Source organism: Paraflavitalea sp. (assembly GCF_059502485.1).
The window spans coordinates 2231986-2251464 of record NZ_JCACET010000008.1; the positions used below are offsets into that span (position 1 = coordinate 2231986).

At 47.1% G+C, this 19479-nt stretch carries 11 protein-coding genes; 3 read left to right on the plus strand and 8 right to left on the minus strand.

Annotated features, from left to right (window positions below; translation table 11 throughout):
• Positions 1-72 precede the first annotated feature (72 nt).
• On the plus strand, positions 73-1410 hold the full coding sequence (locus tag AC5JBY_RS11560; protein ID WP_495904745.1) for a sugar porter family MFS transporter: 1338 nt from the start codon (positions 73-75) through the stop codon (positions 1408-1410).
• 136 nt (positions 1411-1546) lie between these two features.
• Here the strand turns inward: AC5JBY_RS11560 and AC5JBY_RS11565 are convergent, their stop codons facing one another.
• From AC5JBY_RS11565 to AC5JBY_RS11590, 6 genes are all read right to left on the minus strand, one after another.
• Positions 1547-3409 carry a glycoside hydrolase family 35 protein gene (locus AC5JBY_RS11565; protein WP_495904746.1) on the minus strand — a complete coding sequence of 621 codons (1863 nt, stop codon included), beginning with the start codon at positions 3407-3409 and terminating at the stop codon, positions 1547-1549.
• A gap of 23 nt (positions 3410-3432) precedes the next feature.
• The gene (locus AC5JBY_RS11570; RefSeq protein ID WP_495904747.1) at positions 3433-4977 is read right to left on the minus strand and encodes a glycoside hydrolase; all 1545 of its coding nucleotides are present in this window, start codon (positions 4975-4977) and stop codon (positions 3433-3435) included.
• 32 nt (positions 4978-5009) lie between these two features.
• Positions 5010-6485, minus strand: coding sequence for an RICIN domain-containing protein (locus tag AC5JBY_RS11575; RefSeq protein ID WP_495904748.1), 1476 nt, complete (start codon positions 6483-6485; stop codon positions 5010-5012).
• 105 nt (positions 6486-6590) lie between these two features.
• On the minus strand, positions 6591-8288 hold the full coding sequence (locus AC5JBY_RS11580) for a RagB/SusD family nutrient uptake outer membrane protein (RefSeq protein WP_495904749.1): 1698 nt from the start codon (positions 8286-8288) through the stop codon (positions 6591-6593).
• Positions 8289-8305: 17 nt separating this feature from the next.
• Positions 8306-11425, minus strand: coding sequence for a SusC/RagA family TonB-linked outer membrane protein (locus tag AC5JBY_RS11585; RefSeq protein WP_495904750.1), 3120 nt, complete (start codon positions 11423-11425; stop codon positions 8306-8308).
• Between the two features lie 354 nt (positions 11426-11779).
• On the minus strand, positions 11780-12214 hold the full coding sequence (locus AC5JBY_RS11590) for a hypothetical protein (RefSeq protein WP_495904751.1): 435 nt from the start codon (positions 12212-12214) through the stop codon (positions 11780-11782).
• A 485-nt stretch (positions 12215-12699) separates the two neighbouring features.
• Here AC5JBY_RS11590 and AC5JBY_RS11595 point away from each other — a divergent pair, with 485 nt between their 5' ends.
• On the plus strand, positions 12700-13281 hold the full coding sequence (locus AC5JBY_RS11595; RefSeq protein WP_495904752.1) for a sigma-70 family RNA polymerase sigma factor: 582 nt from the start codon (positions 12700-12702) through the stop codon (positions 13279-13281).
• 12 nt (positions 13282-13293) lie between these two features.
• Positions 13294-14283: a hypothetical protein gene (locus tag AC5JBY_RS11600; RefSeq protein ID WP_495904753.1), complete on the plus strand. Its 990-nt coding sequence runs from the start codon at positions 13294-13296 to the stop codon at positions 14281-14283.
• Positions 14284-14317: 34 nt separating this feature from the next.
• On the opposite strand, the gene AC5JBY_RS11605 is transcribed toward AC5JBY_RS11600, so the two are convergent.
• Positions 14318-18388, minus strand: coding sequence for a hybrid sensor histidine kinase/response regulator transcription factor (locus AC5JBY_RS11605; RefSeq protein WP_495904754.1), 4071 nt, complete (start codon positions 18386-18388; stop codon positions 14318-14320).
• Between the two features lie 64 nt (positions 18389-18452).
• Positions 18453-19361, minus strand: a complete 909-nt coding sequence (locus AC5JBY_RS11610) for an AraC family transcriptional regulator (RefSeq protein ID WP_495904755.1) — start codon at positions 19359-19361, stop codon at positions 18453-18455.
• Between the last annotated feature and the right edge of the window lie 118 nt (positions 19362-19479).

A 19479-nucleotide genomic window follows, 5' to 3' on the forward strand; every position in this document is an offset into this window, starting at 1 on the left:
TCTTTTGCCGCTTTTTGTCCATTGTCGTTTGGATTGAATACGCTGATTTTTGTTATTCAACTGCTTGCTGTTATGGAAACACGATACGCGTTTAAGCACGGATATATTCTGGCCATCTCTTTTATCTCCGCTTTGGGTGGCTATCTGTTTGGTTTCGACTTTGCCGTTATCTCCGGTGCACTTCCTTTTTTGAAAGAACAATTTGCTTTTAATGAATACTGGGAAGGCTTTGCCACTGCTTCACTGGCATTGGGCTGTGTGCTTGGTTGCCTGGTGGCAGGCAATGTTGCTGATAAATATGGTCGCAGGCCGGGATTGATGATAGCTGCCGCTATCTTTTTTGTTTCTTCCCTTGCCATGGCTTTTTCTGCTACAAGAGGTTTATTCATCGGCGCACGTTTTGTGGCTGGTATCGGCGTGGGCATGGCGTCTATGTTATCACCCCTGTACATTGCCGAGATAGCACCGGCAAAGATCCGTGGCAGGATGGTGGCCATCAACCAGCTGACCATCGTGATCGGTATATTGGTTACCAACCTTGTCAACTATTCCTTGCGCAATTATGGGGTAGATGCCTGGCGTTGGATGGTAGGGCTTGGGGCAGTTCCTTCGTTGCTCTTTCTGATAGGTGTGGCCTGGTTGCCGGAAAGCCCGCGCTGGCTGTTGACGATGGGACATCATTCGAAAGCAGCTACCATCCTGTCGAAGATTGGCGGCAGTGAATATGCAAAAGATACGATGGCTTCTATTGCCAATACAGTGAAGAGCATTACAAAAGTGAATTATGCTTCTGTGTTGGAGAAGTCGGTTTTACCAGCTGTGATCATTGGTATTGGTCTGGCAGTGTTCCAACAATTCTGTGGCATCAATGTAGTGTTCAACTTTACCACTACCATTTTTGAAAGTGTGGGTTTCAACCAGGACGATCAGTTGAAGCAAACAGTGTTTGTAGGGGTGATCAACCTGGCTTTTACTTTCCTGGCCATGTGGCAGGTGGATAAGATAGGTCGGAAACCGCTGATGTTGTTTGGTGCGGCAGCGTTGGCTTTATTGTATGTCGTGAGTGGCTTTATGTTGCAGCAAAAGTCTCCTGCTGCAGCGTGGCCTTTGCTGGCAGCCATTGCCACCTATGCCATGTCGCTGGCGCCGGTAACCTGGGTATTGATCTCTGAAATATTTCCTGATAAAGTGCGTGGTGTGGCTACTTCAGTAGCAGTGATCTCGTTGTGGCTGGCGTATGCATTACTTGTATTTACCTTCCCGATACTGGCGCGCAAGATGGGCGCCTTTACTCCCTTTTATATCTATGCTGTTATTTGTTTACTGGGCTTCTGGTTTGTGTGGCGCAAGGTCAAAGAAACCAAAGGGAAATCACTGGAGGATATGGAGAATATTTTTACGGGGCATTAATGTTCTACGTTTTACAGTCGCCAGCGTCTCGCTGGTGACGGGTATTGGCAAGCCTCCGGCTTGCGTCGACAAGCCAGCCGCTTGTAATACCCTCATCCCGCCTTCCGGCGGGAAGGCGAGCGAGGGGGATAAAAAATTATTGATTACCCACATTCAATTGATCCAATATCGGCTTATGTAAACTCTTCAATTCATTTTGTTCCGGTTTCAACAGCTCCAACACTACTATTTCATTCTTCCCTTTCTTAAGCCATTCAACAGGCACATATATCGTTTGCTGCGGACCGATGGACCAGTAGCGACCAAGGTGGTGGCCATTGATCCATGCACAACCTTTGCCCCAGCTGCGCATATCGAGGTAGGTGTCGCCTGTTTCTTTCAACTCAAACGTCGCCTTCTGCAATACCGGCTCATTGGCCACCGCTGCTTTGGGAGTGCCGGATACTTTATTGATGTTGTCGAAGGGGAGCGAATATTGTTGCCAGCCTTTCCACTCCTTGCCGTTGAAGGTTACTCTTTCCGTAATGCCTTTGTTGTTTTTCAGCAGGTTGGGACCAAAGTTGATGCGTCCCATGTTTTCTACCAATATGTCGATGGTAACGGTGCCGGCGGGCAGATCAACCTGCAGGCTGTCTTGTTTCAGACGTCTGTCGAGCACACCCACTCTTTTGCCGTTGACGAACACGATGCCGAAGTCGCGCAGTTCTTTGATTGACAACATACCTGATTGTCCACCGGTTTGTTTTGTACGGTACACAACAAAGCCATAAGCCTGGTTCAGCTTCTCGAAGGAGAGTGGCGTAGTGGATTCTTTGGGAGCAGGCAGTATAGAGAAGATACCGGTTGGCTTGCTGAATGTAATAGCGGGTAATACAATCGTAGGCTTCGTGGCAGGTACTTCCGGCAGTGTTTGTCCGGCAGGCAGGTTCTTTTGAATGGCCTCGCGAAATAACATGAACTTGGGTGTGGCATTACCTGCTTCGTCCAATGGGGCGTCGTAATCGTAGCTGCTGGTCTGCGGTTCATAGAAGCCGGTATCATAACAGTTAGCGCCATTCATGAAGCCGCGTGTGGTGCCGCCATGAAACATGTACATGTTGATGGAGACGCCGCCTGCCAATACTTTGTTGAGCCTGTCGGCATAATGTTGGGCGGGCACTGTGTGGTGTTTCTCTCCCCACCAATCGAACCAGGCAGGGTACCACTCCGATACATAGAAGGGACCTTTGCCATTGTTGTATTGGCGAACGAGTGATTTAATTTTTTCCGGATCGTCGATGCCATTCACGGCAGGCAACAGTCCGGGCAGATAACCTTTGGACAGGTCTTTTACCGGATCACAGGTATACAGGTGGCAATCGAATCCGGCTTCGATAAACATTTTTCTATTGAGATCGAGGTATTCCCTGTCGGAGTCATAAGAGCCATATTCGTTTTCAATTTGTACCATCAGGATATTACCACCGTGGGTAACGAGGTAGGGCGCGAGGCGCTTGCCTACTTCCATTATGTAAGTTTTATATTCTTTCAGGTATTGTGGTTCTTTACTGCGAACGATCAGGCCTTTTTCATTCTGTAACCAATAAGGATATCCGCCAAACTCCCACTCGGCGCATACATAAGGGCTGGGCCTTAGCACTACCCAAAGACCTTCTTCCTGTGCAATTTTTACAAAAGCAGCAATATCATTGTTGCCCGAGAAGTCGAACACACCTTTTTGTGGTTCGTGCAGGTTCCAGAACACATAAGTACCAATGGTATTGATACCCATGGCCTTGGCCATCTTCATTCGTTGGCGCCAGGCTTCTTTGGGCACACGCGGGTAATGTATCTCAGCCGAGATCATCTGCATGGGCTTACCATCGAGCAGGAAGTTATTGTCGTCATAACCGAACTGATGTTTGCTTTGCGCCGTGGTAAATAAAGGGGATACTAACAACAAGGTCGCTATTATCCATCCAACAGCTTGCTTTGTGACTATTCGTTTTTTGTAGATCATGATCCTGTAGGGTATTTTATGTATTACTTTTTGCGTGGTGCGGCGATCACAAGTGTGGTAACGCTTTCGGGTTCCAGCAAAAGGGGATTGTTGACGGATTGTGGTTGCAGTTTTTTGTTGGGGCTGGTTACATAAGCGCGTACACGCGTAAATGTTTTTCCAGTGTGTTCATTTAGTTGCACGGTTTGTGTGGTCCTGGCCGTGTTGATCAGCACGGCTACTACGGTGCCTGTCTTCACATCTTTGTAAGCGGTGGCCAGGCAGGTGCTGTCAGGGGACAATAAGGTGGTGGCGACTCTTTGCATACCGGGCCTGATGAAGCGGCTGTAGTTGCCGAGCACCCACATCAGTTTACTATCCTGGTAGTGACCACCGGTTTTACTTTTGTCGATATACACCAATCCATCTTTGTAGTTGTATGGCGAAATAGACAACCACCATTGCCAGGCAGTGGCATTGGCAATAGCCAGATCGGTATGGATGGTGCGTGCTACGTAGAGGGCAGACCGCATGCCGGTATCGCGCCTGCTGCCGTTGATCTCTCCACCGTTATCGCCCAGTATGCAATACTCCGATTGCCAGAAGGAAAGTCCTTTTACGGAAGCAACACGGTTGGCCAGTTCCTGGCGAAGCGTGATGGCATCGCGAAAAGGGGAGGTGCTGAAGTAACTATGTCCTGCAATGGTTTTGCTCACCGTCGGAAGGCCACCAATGTAATTGGCGCCTGCCGGATCCATTAAGTCCTGCACCTGGTTGCCCTTGCCGGGTTTGTCATCATCGCGCAACAGGTATTTAAGATGGCCTGCTTCGGAGACGAGTATTTTAGCAGACAACCGGCGGCTGACAAGGGCATCATTCAATGTCCTTACCAGCCCGGCGATCTGCGTGTTGTTATAAGGATTACCTTCCTGTCCGCCATCACTCCAATCCCATTGTGGTTCATTGACCGGACTGATGTATTGAATACGTATGCCATTCTTTTTTTGTAATCCTTCTATTGATTGAACGATATAGTCGGACACCTTGCCATACACAGCAGGTTCAATATTGCATATGCTGCCCTGCGTATAGGCTTTTTGGTTATTGGTGTATTGTACGGGCGGGCTATTCAGGAAAATGAGGAACTGTGGTACGCCTCTTTGCTTCGCCGCTTTGAGGAACCACTGCTGACCGGCCTGCCGGTTGAAATCAAATTGCCCATCTGTACCGGTAAATGATTCAGCGCGGCGCCATTCATCACGTATGCCGCTGGAATCGCCTTGCTGCGTGCTGCCGCCGCCGAGGTTGAACCGCCACATGGAAAGACCAATGCCTTTGGGGCTGCCATCGGCCAGCGTGTCGAGGCTGAATAGCCAATCGGCAATACTGTCTTTCTGCGCATCCGGCCATAAGCCAACGAACTGGCCTGCCCATGCATCTGAGGCACTGAAGTTGTCGATGGTCTGGAAAGTGGTACGGGTGTCGATGGTCAGGGTAAGGGGAGCCGTGGTTGATTGTGCACCTGCTTGGCCACTGCCCAGGAACATTCCTGTTGCTAATACTCCTTTTAAATAATGTTTTATCATCATGAGCCGTGGTGAATTAACCTGTATATTATGAATTATAGTTGAACTATCTGCCACTGCTGATTGCGTCCGCCATTCCACGGCCATTGTATGATGCCTGCACCATTGGTGGTAGAGGCTCCATTTACGTCGAGCGATTGCCCGCTGTTGCGGTTGATCACTTCAAAATAACCAAAGCCCTGATCCAGTATCTGCCATTGCTGGTTGTTGCCGCCCCAGTAATCCCACTGCACAATGCCGGCCCCGCCTGTGGTAGCACTGCCATTTACGTCCAGCGCTTTGTTGCTGTTGCGGTTGATAATACTGAAGTAGCCATTGCCCAGGCTCGTGATCTTCCACTGCTGGTTGTTGCCACCCCAATAATCCCACTGGATGATCGTGCCGCCATTGGCGGTGGATGATCCGTTCACATCGAGCGACTTGTTGCTTTGACGGCATATGATTTTATACCATGCGCTGCTGTTGAAACTGCCCGCTGGCAGTGTAACCGTGGTATTGTTCCAGGCATACTGCAGGCGCGACAAGCCCGACGCATTGTTGGTGGTAAGCGTGGTACCACTCAACGTGAGCAAGCTGTAGCTGTCGCCATTGCGCAGCCCCGGCCAGTATACACATCCTATGCCTTTTGCCCGCACCCGGTTGGTGATGCCCTGAAAGTAAGCGATCTCCCTGTCGGTACCAGCAGCGTTGATATAATTCTTCCCATTGGTCATGGGTATACCAAACTCTGTAACGATGGTGCGTGTCGGATAAGCAATCGACTCAATAGCTGCTTCCCAATCGCCCACAGTGGTCTTGTTGTTATCGAACCAGGTATAATTATGGTACGACAAAATGCAATTGACCAAACGACTATCGGCACCCACCACATTCACGTTTTGTGCATATCCCTGGCCATCCAGCAACACGCGTTCATCGGGCACAGATGGATAATTGTTGAGCCAGGTGGCATACAGGTTGTTCAGATCGGTAGTGCTGTAACCATGTGGCTCATTGAACACTTCAAAATACACCCGGCTGTTGTTGCCGTATTTATTAACCACCGCCTGCCACATGTTCCAGAACTGCGTGGTATTGTCTACCAATCCATCTCTCGAACTGGCGCCTTCCCAGTAGGCAAGGATCACATTCATGCCTTTGCCGGCAATGGTATCGATGGCGCCGGTGTAAGCATTCCACCACGATTCCAGCACAGTGGATGGGTTGATGGGCAGCCGCACCGTATTGGCGCCCCGTTGCTGAAATGCATTGATGATATTGCCTGCTTTTGACTTGGTGGTGGCATAGTTGTCAGCAGAATTCAGTCCGCTGATCACTACCCAGCCATCTTCGAAATTATCATCCGGGTCGGCCCAGTTCAATCCTTTGAAACTGGCGGTACTGGTCACTGCGAGGGGTGCTACCGCAGCCGCTGCAGGCTGCGGTTGATCACCCGGCGTTTGTTCTTTGATGTTTTTGGTACAGCCCGCCAGCAATAGCAGGGCAATGGCATACGAGCTTGCATGCTTCATAGCAATCGTTTTAGGATGGTTTAATAATTAATGGCAAATGATATAGAGTGTCACCCTGAGCTTGTCGAAGGGTTTCGACAGGCTCAACCTGACAGTTAAACTATTTTAATAATTATCGTTCTGCTTCAGTTTGTTGTTTGATGAAAGTATTTCCGCTCTTGGAATGGGCAGCCAGTAATGTTTGGTTTCAAAATGACGTCCGTCCAATGCTACTTTCGGTGTATAAGTATAGGTATTGCCTGTTTTGGTAACGATGATGCCTGTCGCCGGTTTGTTTTCGGTAACATCCGCTATCTGCCATCTTCTTACATCGTAATAACGGTGTTCTTCAAAAGCCAGCTCTACTCTTCGCTCATATCGTACCACATCGCGCAGGTTAGCCTGTGAAACTCCGGCAGCCACAGCGGGCATGTTCACGCCTGTGCGGGCACGTACCAGGTTAACTGCGGCACGGGCTGTCATTGTAGCACCTGCTGGTAGCACATCGGGACCGTACGCTTCGTTGGCTGCTTCTGCATAGTTGAGCAGCACTTCGGCATAGCGCACATAGTACCACGGCTGAAAGCCTGCATTACCCCAGGGGTTCTGTAATGGATAAGCATCGTTCATAAACTTCTTCAGGTTGTAGCCCGTTTTGGAAGTATTCCAGTTATCAGGACCATCTTTACTATCCTTGCCACCGGGTACATACAGATCAACTGTGCCACCACGATAGCTCGCGCCATTGTAGAGAATGGTGGCAGCGAAACGTGGATCACGACCTACATAAGGAGTAGCGGGATTGTAAGTGGAAGTAGGGTCAGTAATGGGTTTACCGTCCATCATGCGGTAGTCATCCACCAGGTTCTGCAAGGGCAGGTTGCCACCCCAGCCACCATAGCCGTTGGGACCGTTGGCGATTTCAAGGTGCGTGTGGCCGGCGTTCCTGGTATAGAGACGTGCAAAGATCAATTCCGTATTATCTGTGCCAAGGAACAAGTTGCCATAACCACCCTGGTAAAGATTGTATTTGTTCATGCCGATCACAGCTTGTGCTGCAGTAGCGGCTGCTGCCCAGGTGCCTACATTATACAGTGGGCTGGCAGCGTACAACAACAACCTTGCTTTCAAAGCCAGCGCAGCGCCTTTGGTGGCGCGGCCCAGCGGCCAGCTGTCGTTGTTGTCTGTTGGCAATCCCGCTGCTGCTTCATCCAGCTGCGCCACGGCGTAGTCGATGCTTGCTTTCAGTGAGGCGCGTTGGAACAGTGCATCATCCTGCAGGTTATCGCTCAATGAGTATACTTTATCGCCCATCAGTACTACACCGCCATAATTGCGGATGAGGTCATGATAACGGAAAGCGCGAATGAACTTCAGCTCAGCTCTTAGCCTTGCTTTGCGGGCGTCACTCATCTTCATACCATCCAAACCATTGAGGGCAAAGTTGCATTCACGGATGCTGCGGTAGCTGCGTGGCCAGATGGTGCCGGCCATGCCGAGGTTTTCCGGTGCAAGCTGACCACGTTGGATGAGCCAGGTATTGTCGTCGTTGTTATAAATAGATTCATCGGTGATGGAGCTCCACATGCTGTACTCGAAACCTCTTCCAAAACCAGGATCGGTACCATCGCCTTCTTTGTCCTGTAGTCTGGCGCCGATATAGCGGTTCACTACAAATGCTTCAAACACCACGGAGTCGGCCAGTACGGCGGTCTCAGCAATCTTATCGGTGGGCGTGATCTCCAGGAAATCTTTTTTGCAGGAAGCCATACCGGCTGCCAGTGTTGTTGCACAAAGGAGAGAAAAAATATGTTTGGTTTTCATTGTTTGCATTTTTAGAATTAGAACCTGACGTTTACACCTACGTTGATGATGCGTTGCTGCGGGTAGAACTGGCCGCTGCCACTGTTGCCTTCCGGATCATAATCCTTCACCTTGGTAATGGTGAAGAGGTTGAAGGCGTTTACGTAGATGCGGGCCGACTGCATGTGTACACGGGATAGCAGGTTGCCGGTGAGGTTGTACCCCAGCTCCACGTTTTTCAGTCGCAGGAAAGAAGCATCATTCAGCCAGAAGGTGTTGTTGTACAAACCACCGTTGATGGAGGAGGATGTACGGGTATCTACGCGGGGATAGCTGCCGTTGATGTTGGTAGGGCTCCACCGGTTATCGGCCCAGCTGCTGTAGAAGTTGCCCACCGTTCCTGACTCAGGTAGCACATATTGACTTACCTGCGCCTGTCCGGAAAACACCATCGACAGATCGAAGTTGGAATAGTCGAGCGAGAATACCGCGCCATACATGATCTGCGGAATGTTGCCATACTTCGTTCTCACCTGGTCGTCGGCTGTGATCTTGTTGTCGCCATTGTAATCCTGGTAGATCAGGTCGCCGGGTTGTGTGTTGGGCAGGTGAGGCGTCTTATCGATCTCATCCTGTGTGCGGTAAATACCGATGGCATTGTACAGCAGGTAGGAGTTGAGCGGGTGACCTGTTTGGCGTTGGTAAGGCAATACGCCGGGTGCTTCATCGATGAACACGATATTGCTCTTGGCATACGTGAAGTTGCCGCTAATACCATAATGCAGTTTGCCTTTCCGATTATTGTAACCCACGGTAGCTTCAATGCCTTTGTTGTCTACTTTACCAATGTTCTCAGAAGGCACCAGCGGGTCGCCGGAGAACGGATTCACGATACCAGATACAAAAGGAATGGATGCATTACGCACGGCAAGGATATTGGAACGTTGTTGCCTGAAGTAGATCAACTCAAAAGAGATATCGTTCATGATAACACCCTCGAGGCCTATGTCCAGTTTGCGGGCATCTTCCCAGTGGATGTTTTCGTTGGCAATTTTGGTAAGGTCAAGACCAGGCACGATCACTGGCCCATTGCTCGTTTGTACCACGTACTGGTTCTTGAGCGAGTAGTTGGTGAAATACTGGAACAGACCCACGTTGTCATTACCCAATGCTCCATAAGAAGCGCGTAGTTTCAGATCGTTGACAAAAGAGACATTGCTGAAAAAGGCTTCTTTTGAAATACGCCAGCCTGCTGATACAGAGGGGAAGTAACCATACTGGTTGCCTTTCGGGAAAGTAGACGAGCCATCGATACGCATCTGTACTTCTGCGAGGTATTTCTCGTTGAAGTCATAAGCGATCTTGCCGATATAACTTTTACGCGTGAAGCTGTAGCTGCTGCCGCTGTTGTCGCGGTCGGTGGCAGCCGTACCGCCTTGTGAAAGTTCCGGCGTCAGCACGCTGAGGAAGTTGATGCGTGAAGCACCGAAGGTCTCGCGGTTGATCTTGCTTTGCTCATAACCTACGAAGGCGTTGATGTTGTGGTTACCGAAGGCCCGTTGATAGTTGAGCTTGATATTGTAGGTAGCCTGCGACATGTTTTGCTGACTTTCGTTCAGTGTAGCGGCGTTGTTGGAGCCTCCAACGATCCTTGTTTCATAGGCGCCGGTGCTCTTATTGTAATTGTACAATAAATAAGGTGTGCTGAAGGCTTTTGCGAATGACCATGATCTGTCGAAAGCTGCAAATCCATCGATGGACAATCCTTTAACAGCGGCAATGTTGTAGCTGCCTTTAAGGATGCCGTTGAATACCTGCGTGGGATTTTTATTGATGCCGCCTATGCTGGTAGCCATCATCACCGGGTTGTTGCCCTCGATACCGTTTGAGGGGAGTCCGTTGGGATAACGTGCAGGCAGTGTGGAATAAGCCCTGTAAATAGAGCGGAAGATATCGCCTGCGCCACTGATCGGGAACTGACGGTTTTCTTCACGGCCCGAGAGGTATAAGCCTACCTTAAAGTCTTTGGTAATATTGGCATCTACATTGGAACGGAAGCTGTATTGTTTGTACTTGGTAGCGCCATCTTTGTAAAGGCCATCCTGGTAAACAGTGCCGGCAGATACATAATAACGCACATTGTCCGAGCCACCCGCGATGGAGATGTTGGCCTGGTTTTGCAAGGCGCTTTTCTTCAATGTTTCGTCTGTCCAGTCGGTATTGGGATAATTCAGTGGATCGCTTCCGTTGCCAAACTTGGTGATCTCTTCTGCCGAGTATTGCTGGTTCAAACCACCGGCCCTGTTATTATAATAAGCAATTTCATTGGCGATGGTAGCATAGGTAGCAGCATTCGCCATTTTAGGCAGGCGGGTGGGAGAGGAGAAACCCTGGTTGAAGCTGGCGCTGATGGTTGGCTTGCCACTCTTACCACGCCGGGTAGTAACGAGTATAACACCGTTGGCAGCGCGGCTTCCGTAAATAGCAGCGGAGGCATCTTTCAGCACAGAGATGCTTTCAATATCATTCGGGTTCAGCCTTTCGAGGCCACCAATTTGTCCGGGCACTCCATCTACTACTATCAGCACATCATTGTTGCCGGTAGTGGCCAGACCACGGATGGTGAAGGAAGAACCGTCATAACCCGGCTCACCGCTGCGGTTGTTGATCACGATACCGGAGAAGCGGCCTGCCAGCGAGTTGGAAATATTAGGTTGCGGGCTCTTGACCAGGTCAGATCCTTTGACCACTGAAACGGAACCTGTTACGGTGGCCTTCTTTTGGGTGTTGTAACCTACCACCACTACTTCACCGAGACTGCCGTTTAGCAGTTCCAGCTGCACGTTGAGGTCGGTACCGTCAACGATTTGCTCTCTGGTAGTATAGTTTACGTGGGTAAACACCAGGGTAGCCCTGTCGGGGGCAGCGATGGAAAACTTACCCTGATCATCGGTGGTGCTCACCGTGGTGGTGCCTTTCACCGTAACGGTGACTCCCGCCACCGGTGCGCCGCCCGATTGAACAACGCCACTCACGCGTTGCTGGGCCAAAACGGAAAAACTGATAAAAGAGAAGAGGCAAGTGAGGAACAGTTGTAGGGTCCTGCGGTAGCCGGTCAGGGCACCCGCATGCGGAGGACATGGCAAAGATCGTCTCATAAAAACAAGCAGGTTTTAGATATTGTAATAAGTCGAAGTGCCGAAACAGGTCCATACATACGATGGCCTGTTGGCGAGACTAAAGGTAAAAGCGAGCGGAGGGGATGGATGGTGGATGAACAGCTAAAATGAGGGGGGTAAATTGCTATTTTAGAAATTGTCCCCTATGATTAGTGTTGATAATCAATAATAAAAGACCTGACAGGTTTTTGCCGGGCATAGAGCAGAGTAAAGCTGTCAGGTCTCAAATTATGAATATGTATCAATTTTATGGTATATGATTATGCCAGATACGGTTAATAAAACTGTTGGCTTTTGCCTGATCAATCATGTAGCCATAGTATGCAGATCTGGTTAAAGGATTGCTACGGTTAAATCCGGATTATTCCGCGTGAGAACATTGTAAGTGAACTCTTTTTGTGTCATAGATCCATCGGACCATTTGATAATTAGAGTATAATCAAATTCCCATTTTTCATTTCCATATGGTGAAATCGTAAACCGTAATACAGATCCACCAATTTCATTCTTATAATGAGTGCCCATAACAGGCAAAGCGACACTGTTTGAAGAATGAACAGCCCAATAACCACTGATCCTTCTACGTTCAGCGATTACCATATCATTAGCACGTTTTAATACTATGTTTAAAAGTGTACCATCTTTTTTATCAGAATTAATGGTGTTAAATACCATGTCTATAGATGCAATGCTAATTTTCACTTTTCTAATTTTAATAGTAGTGAACAATAGCTTTATAACTTCTATGATTTTATCTATGTAGTACATAAAATAGGAGTTTTATTTTTTGAATTTTATATCGATGCGCATATTATATAGAGTGGATATGATTCGAAATGACAGAAGATATTGCCCTCTTTTTTGGAATGATTGTAAATAATGTCGAATAGCTTCTATTGTAATAATCTTTTTAAACCCAGATCGTTGATTAAAGTCATAAGTAAAAAAGACAGGAATAAGCCAAATCTCTATTTAACAATCTCCTAACAAACGAAAGGGATGAACGGCATAACGATTTCGATTCATTGACGTTTTAATTTTTCACGAATAATATTCTTCGATATAATAATTGGAGATAGGTTATTCATTCTGAACCCATTCCAATATCTCCCGCTACCCTCACGTGTTAAGCCTCTAATAGTTTTCATTTTTTTTGAGATTGTTGTGTCATTTTTCACTTTCTCAAGTCAATTACTATAACCGCTGATGAGAAAATTCAAATCTTATTTGAATAATCATTAAACACTATTTCTATGTCTAAATGCGTGGATGGAATCAGTCTGCCTAATCAAGGCTCCAACGGCGGGGATAATGGAAACACAGAATTTTCAGCTTCAGAATTGTATAAAAAGTATAGTGAAGCAATTTATTATAACGCTATAAAGTGGCTGAAGGAACACCCCAATAAAATAGAGCTTGCAAAGGACGTAAGGTCAAATGTTGCTTATAAAATAGTAAAGTATTCTCAAAAGAAATCATTTTCCGAAATAGGAAATATCGAGAGTTGGCTATTTGTAGTTACAAAACATTGTGCTTTCGATGCTATAAAGCAAGTAAAAAATTTGCCCCGTTCATTTCCTGTTATGGAAGATATTTATAATGAAGTTGTAGAAGTGTGGAGTGAAGAATGTGAGGCTTACTGGGATGAAACGAGTTATAGAATTGTAATTATAATTAGCGAAATGGATTCGCTTAAAAAGAAAATAGTGGAATTGCGATTCTTTAAGAAAATGAGAATTAAAGCAATAGCAGAGGAATTAAGTGTCCCAGCTTCAACTGTTCGCGGACAATTGCAGTCTGCAATTAAAAAAATGAAATCTATACTAATTAAATAAAATTATCTTCTTATGGAATACTCAACAATAGATTTTGAGCAATATTATGCTAATAAGATGGCTCCTGATGAATGCAGGGAGTTCAAACGCTTTCTTGCGGCTTCAAAATTTAATGCTGCTGCCTATGAAGGATTTTGTATTTCAAGGGAGGAAGAGGATAAAATCTTACCAGGTAAAGTGATTAACATCTGTCCATCTAATTATAGTTGGGTGAAGAGATTTGTTATAGCAGTTGCAGTCTTGATATTGGTTTGGATGCCTGTTAAAGAGTATTTTTCAGATTCTCATGGAAGAGATTTACATAGTTCAGTACAACCAAATATAGGTCCGGCGTTTGTAGAAAATGAACTGAAAGTCACAAGTGATGTGAACATGAATGTTTCTAAAAATGACTCATTTTTAGGAGCGAAAATTAAAAAGAGGAATATTGAGTTTCAGCAGATTGCTAAAGCCAGTACTCCCATTACTTCATTTGAAAACGTTAAGGATAAAAAAGACTCATTAATGAATTTGGAATATTATTCGAAATCAAATGTGGAGTTAATTTGTCGAAGTAATATTATTGATCAAAAGAATGTGGGAAATGCGATAAGCAGCTTCTCAAGCTCTGCGTCGACTATTAACGAATTTAAATCAAAGCTAACAAGTGCCAATGGTTACTATGTTGGCAGTTTCTTTAATGGAAAGATGTTCATCGATTACCCTTACAGATTTTCAAATGATTTTAAGCCCTTTATTCCCTGGGCTGCAACCAGTAAAATTCAGATAGCAGGGTATCCTGTTTTTTCGTCGCATCTCTCTTTTAGGAGTAGTTTATATTGGGGTTCAATTAAAGGATTTTCGATGGATTTTTCAGCCGAAGAAATGATAGGTGCTGGATTTAATGAGTCGAATCCTTTGAAGGGATCAATTAAAAATATAAACCGGGTCGGATGCTATCCGACTATAGTAAATGTTGCTTTGAGTAGCAGTTGTTGTGCGGAAAAGTTAAACTTTGAATAAATAATTATTTATAGTGATTCTTAATTTGTAAACGCTATTCTTCCTTTTTCAACAAATTCAAATCCCCATTAAACGACTGCCGGTACTTCTTTATATAATCCGACGGCGTCATGCCGAAGAGCTTGACGAACTGTTCGCGGAAGTAGCGCACGTCACCGATGCCCACCTGGAAGGCGGCCTGGTTCACGTTCATTTGTTCCCTGATCATCAGTACAGCTGCCCGGCGTAAGCGGATAGACCGTACAAAGGCATTGAGCGACTGCCCGGAGATATGTTTCACTTTATTATACAAGGCCGACCGGCTCATGCCCATTGCTTTGGCAAACTGCTGGATGGTAAAATGTTCGGCGTCCAGGTTTTCTTCTACTACCTGAATACATTTTTTCAGGAACTCACGATACTCGGCCGGCACCTTCACCGCCGACTCCTGCAAGGTGATGTTGTCAAAGAAGTAACGCTGCAACAGGTTTCGGTTCTTGAGCATGGTGCTCACCCGCGCCAGCAACAACTGGGTGTCGAACGGCTTGGTGATGTAGTCGTCGGCGCCACCTTCAATGCCTTTTAGTTGGGTGTCGGCAGACGAAGCGGCGGTGAGCAGGATCACAGGGATATGGCCCAGCGTCTCCGACTGTTTTATCTTACGGCAGAGCTCCAGGCCGTCGAGACCATCCATATTGATATCACTGATGATGATGTCCGGTAGGTGTTGTTTGGCCAGTTCCAATCCTTCCAATCCATTCTGTGCCATGAATAAGAAGTACTGCTCCTGGAAAATCAGTTCGAGGTAATTCCTGATCTCGGGATTGTCATCTACTACCAGGATCGTTTTCTTATCGGTGATCATTTCCCCGGCAGTTCTTCCTTCGGTCACAGGTACCAATTGTTTTTGATCGGCAGTAGCTGGTGTTTCTTCTTCAATCAGCTCATCCAGCAATTGGTGGGTAGTGTTGGCCTCTTCCCTGATAATATTGTGTGGCAGGTGGGCGATGCCTTTTTGCAGGGTGATGGTAAAGGCGGCACCTTTTTGCGGCTCACTGGTTACCGTGATGGCGCCTTTGTGACTGTCTATATAATATTTAGACAGGTATAAACCGATACCAAAACCGGTCTTCTGCGTGCGGGCCTGCTGGAACTTTTCGAAGATGCGGTTAATGGCAGCCGATTCTATACCACAACCTGTATCGCTGATGGTGGCTACAACTGTATCGGCTGTCTGATGGATGTTGCACTCGATAGTGCCACCATCGGGTGTAAACTTAAAAGCATTCGACAGGAGGTTGAACAATACGATCTCCAGCTTTTCATGGTCGGCATAAATATCTATTGGTTCACTGGGTGCCGTGAAATGGTAATGAATATTCTTAGCCTTTGCCTGCTGGGCAAAGCATTGGAATACTTCATTGCAAAGGTGAACAATGTCCAGCTTCGATATCTTCAAAACATCGGCGCCACTATCGGCTTTGCGGAACAGTAACAATTGATCCACCAGGCTGAGTAGCCGACGGGCGTTGCGGTATACGATGTTCAGCCCACGCTCATCCTGCGCCGTATTCTTCTGTACGATCTCTTTCAGCGGATTGATGATGAGCGAAAGCGGCGCCCTGAACTCATGAGATATATTGGTAAAGAAGCTTAGTTGCTTTTCTGCAAGTTCTTTGTCTTTTTCATGTTCGATGTGAGCCAGTTTTATTTCATACCGCAGGCGTTCCTGCCGTCTTGAATAACGGAGATACAAATAAATAAGCAGCAGCGAAGCCATGATGTATAAAGCATAAGCCCACCAGGTGCGGTACCATGGGGGCAGCACCACAATGTTCAACAGTAAGTGTGGCTCACTCCACTGTCCATCGGGATTCTTCACTTTCACACGGAAGGCATATTGCCCTTCCTGCAGCCTGGAGTAGTTGGCTGTTCGAATGTTGTTGACATAGTTCCAGCTCTTGTCCCATCCTTCAAGATTATAAGCATAACTGATCTTATCGGCACCAGTATAAGCAAGTGCAAGGAAGTCGAGTGATAAAACGGCTCTATCGAATGGTACTTCTATTTCGCGGATAGTTTCGAGCTGGCGGTTGGTAATGTATTGTGCAGAGGCAGCGGCAGGTTTGCTGTCGATGGAGAGGCCGGTGAGGAAAACAGCGGGCATGGCTTTTAGGTCCTGCACACTATCAGGATAAAAGATGTTGAAGCCTTTGATGCCACCAAAGGCAAATTCTCCGTTAGACAGCATGAGTGCTGCATTGAAACTAAACTGGTTGCTTTGCAGGCCATCCAGCTGTGAAAAGTTGCGGAAGGTTTTATCGCGCAGGTTAAATTTCGAAAGACCATTGAAAGTACTCAGCCAAAGATGCCCCTTGTTGTCTTCCAGCATACGCAGGATCGTATTGTTGGGCAATCCCTCATTGGTACTGTAACGTTGGTATTGACCAGTCTTGCGGTCGAATAATAATAGTCCTCCTTCCTGCGTGCCTACCCACAGGTTGTTGTAGCGATCCTCATGAATGCTGCGAATGGTATAACCAATGGGGTATACCTGGTGTTGTTTGTGTAGCCGGTCGATGCGGATAAGTGATGTGTAGTTGCCACCCCACAGATCGCCTTGCTTATCCTCGGTCATGCATTGCAGATTCTGAATATGCTCATCAAATAATTCAAATGAATTGCTGGCCGGATTGAAACGGTACAATGAGCCGTCGTTGGTAGCACTTGCCCACAAGGTTTTCTGCGCATCTTCATACAGGCACCACACATTGTTCTCCGCAGAGCGGGTAACTGGATTGTAGCAGGTGTAATGTTCAAAACTATTGGTGGCAGGGTTGAAGCGGTTGATGCCGCCAAACCAGGTAGATATCCAGGTGCGGTTGGCTGCATCGCGTACAATGCTGGTGATAAAGTTGCTACTGATGGTATTGTCACGGCCCTGCTCATGCCGGTACTCGGTGAAGGTGTTATTGTTGCGGTCCCAATAGCGCAGGCCGGCGCCATCGGTGCCTACCCACAGGTTGTGTTGGTTGTCTTCACAGAAAGAGAGAATGAAATTGTTGGCAGGGCTGCTCTGTCCTTTGTCGGGATGTTTTACTTGCCGGAATGCAGTGCCCCGTACTTCAATGATGTTGATGCCGCCGCGCAAAGTACCAATCCATTTCCGCGCCTCCTTGTCTTCATAAATGGAATAGACAGCATTGCTGTTGACCAGTGAATGACCATCCCTTCCGGTAAAAGGCTGGGCCACTGCTTCGCCTGGCTGCTGCACCAACAAACCGCCTCCATCTGTAGCGATCCACAATGCGGCATTTCTGTCTTCGCAGATGTTGACCACCTTGTAGTTTCGGGTCAGGTGATTGTCGGAATACTTGTTTTGTTGTACATCATAAGCAAACAGTCCCTTTTCATTGCCCAGCCACATTTTGCCTGCTTTCGTCATCCGGAGGCAATTGGCCTGCCCGATATCCTTGTTTACCAATCGCAGGCTTTTGTCATGCCTGTTGTAGAGGAATAAACCAGCCTGCTGCACAAAGATCCATATCGATGAAGCATCGGTGTTGGTTTCTATGGCTGTAACATCGTAGCTATCGCGGTTGGGATACCCTTGTGGTAATAATATTTGTGTGCCGGTAAGGGCATTGTTTTCGAACAGCAACAAACCAGTATGATTGGTGCCTATCAATACGGCTCCTTTATTGATGGCCTTGATCACATGTACATTGTCCTGCAAAGGTTTTGCTGTGCGTTGTGCGGAAGGCAGAAAGGTGAGCGTGGTAAAAGCGGCTTGTGCAGGATCGAAGATGCAGGCCCCTTTTTGTCCGCCTATCCAAAGATTGTGTTGTTCATCCCCTTCAATAGTATATACACTGTTGGTGATCAATGAGCGGGCATCGCCAAACCGGTTGCGATATACTTTGAACTCATATCCGTCGTAGCGGTTCAATCCATCGTAAGTGCCAAACCACAGGAAGCCCCGGTAATCCTGGTAAATGCAAGTCACGGCATTATTGCTCAGTCCATCTTCGATGCCGAGGGAGCGTAAAGGAACATCGTTGGCGGCAACGGTGAGTGCAGTTAGGACAAAGGCGGCAATCGATAGTATCTTTTTGTAGCGTCTCATGTATGGTGCATCTGATATATAATTTAGGACAATTTCGTCACACTGCCATCCGTCCGCTGGTTATTTAACTTCCGGAAGCAGTCTTGTTGCGGTGGCGGTATTCTGATGGCGACATGCCCATGAAGCGGGAGAATATCCGCGAGAAATAATATTGATCCGAGAAGCCCAGGTCGTCCGCAATCTCTTTGATGGCCTTGGGGGTGAAGGCCAATGCCTGGCAGGCATGCTGCACTTTCAGGTGGTTGAAATATTCAACCGGCGAAAAGCCTGTTCTTGTGCGAAACATGCTGGAGAAATGGGACACGGATAAATGAGAGAAAGCAGCGAAATCATTCAGCGTGGGGTTGCTGTGTATCTTCTGCTGCATCATTTCGATGGTTAGTGCGATGGCATCTTTATCCTGCGTATTCCCCGCACGGTTGTACTTCTCTTCGTACAACAGGGATGAAAGGAAGTGATAGAAGATCATATTTACATAGCGTAGGTTGTCGGCACTGTAACCCCGCTCCAGGTTGTAACATATTTCTTCAAAAAGCTTGATACGGTTTTCATTGTAAGAAAGATACGGCAGATAGTTCTGTGAATTGTTGGTGATGAGGTTTACCACATAGGTAGCAATATCCCCTTTAAAATGCACCCAGTAAATAGTCCATGGATCGCCTTCCAGTGCTCCATAACGATGAGGTGTGCGGGCAGGTATTACAATGAAGTGAGAAGGTGAAATGTCCATCCGTTTTTTATTGATGGTAACCCATCCGCGACCTTCCACGCAATAGATGATAATATGCTGGTTCACGCCATTGGGCCGCTCGATGTAATGCTGGTTGGCTTTGGGATAATAGCCAATGTCGGTAATGTATATCTGACGCGTAATAGCATCCTTCATCAGGAAGCCTGAATGTATTTTTTGTGGCAGTACAATGAGCTTCTGACCTTCAAAGCCTTCTTTTTTCCTGGATGATTGCCGGGCCATATTCCTGTTTTAAGCTATTTGAGATGACCGTATAAAAGTCCATCTTTTTCAGAAAATAACCTATTTCCTGTGCAAAAGGGGAATACGAATTTTGATGACAAGTTAGGTACCGGTATTT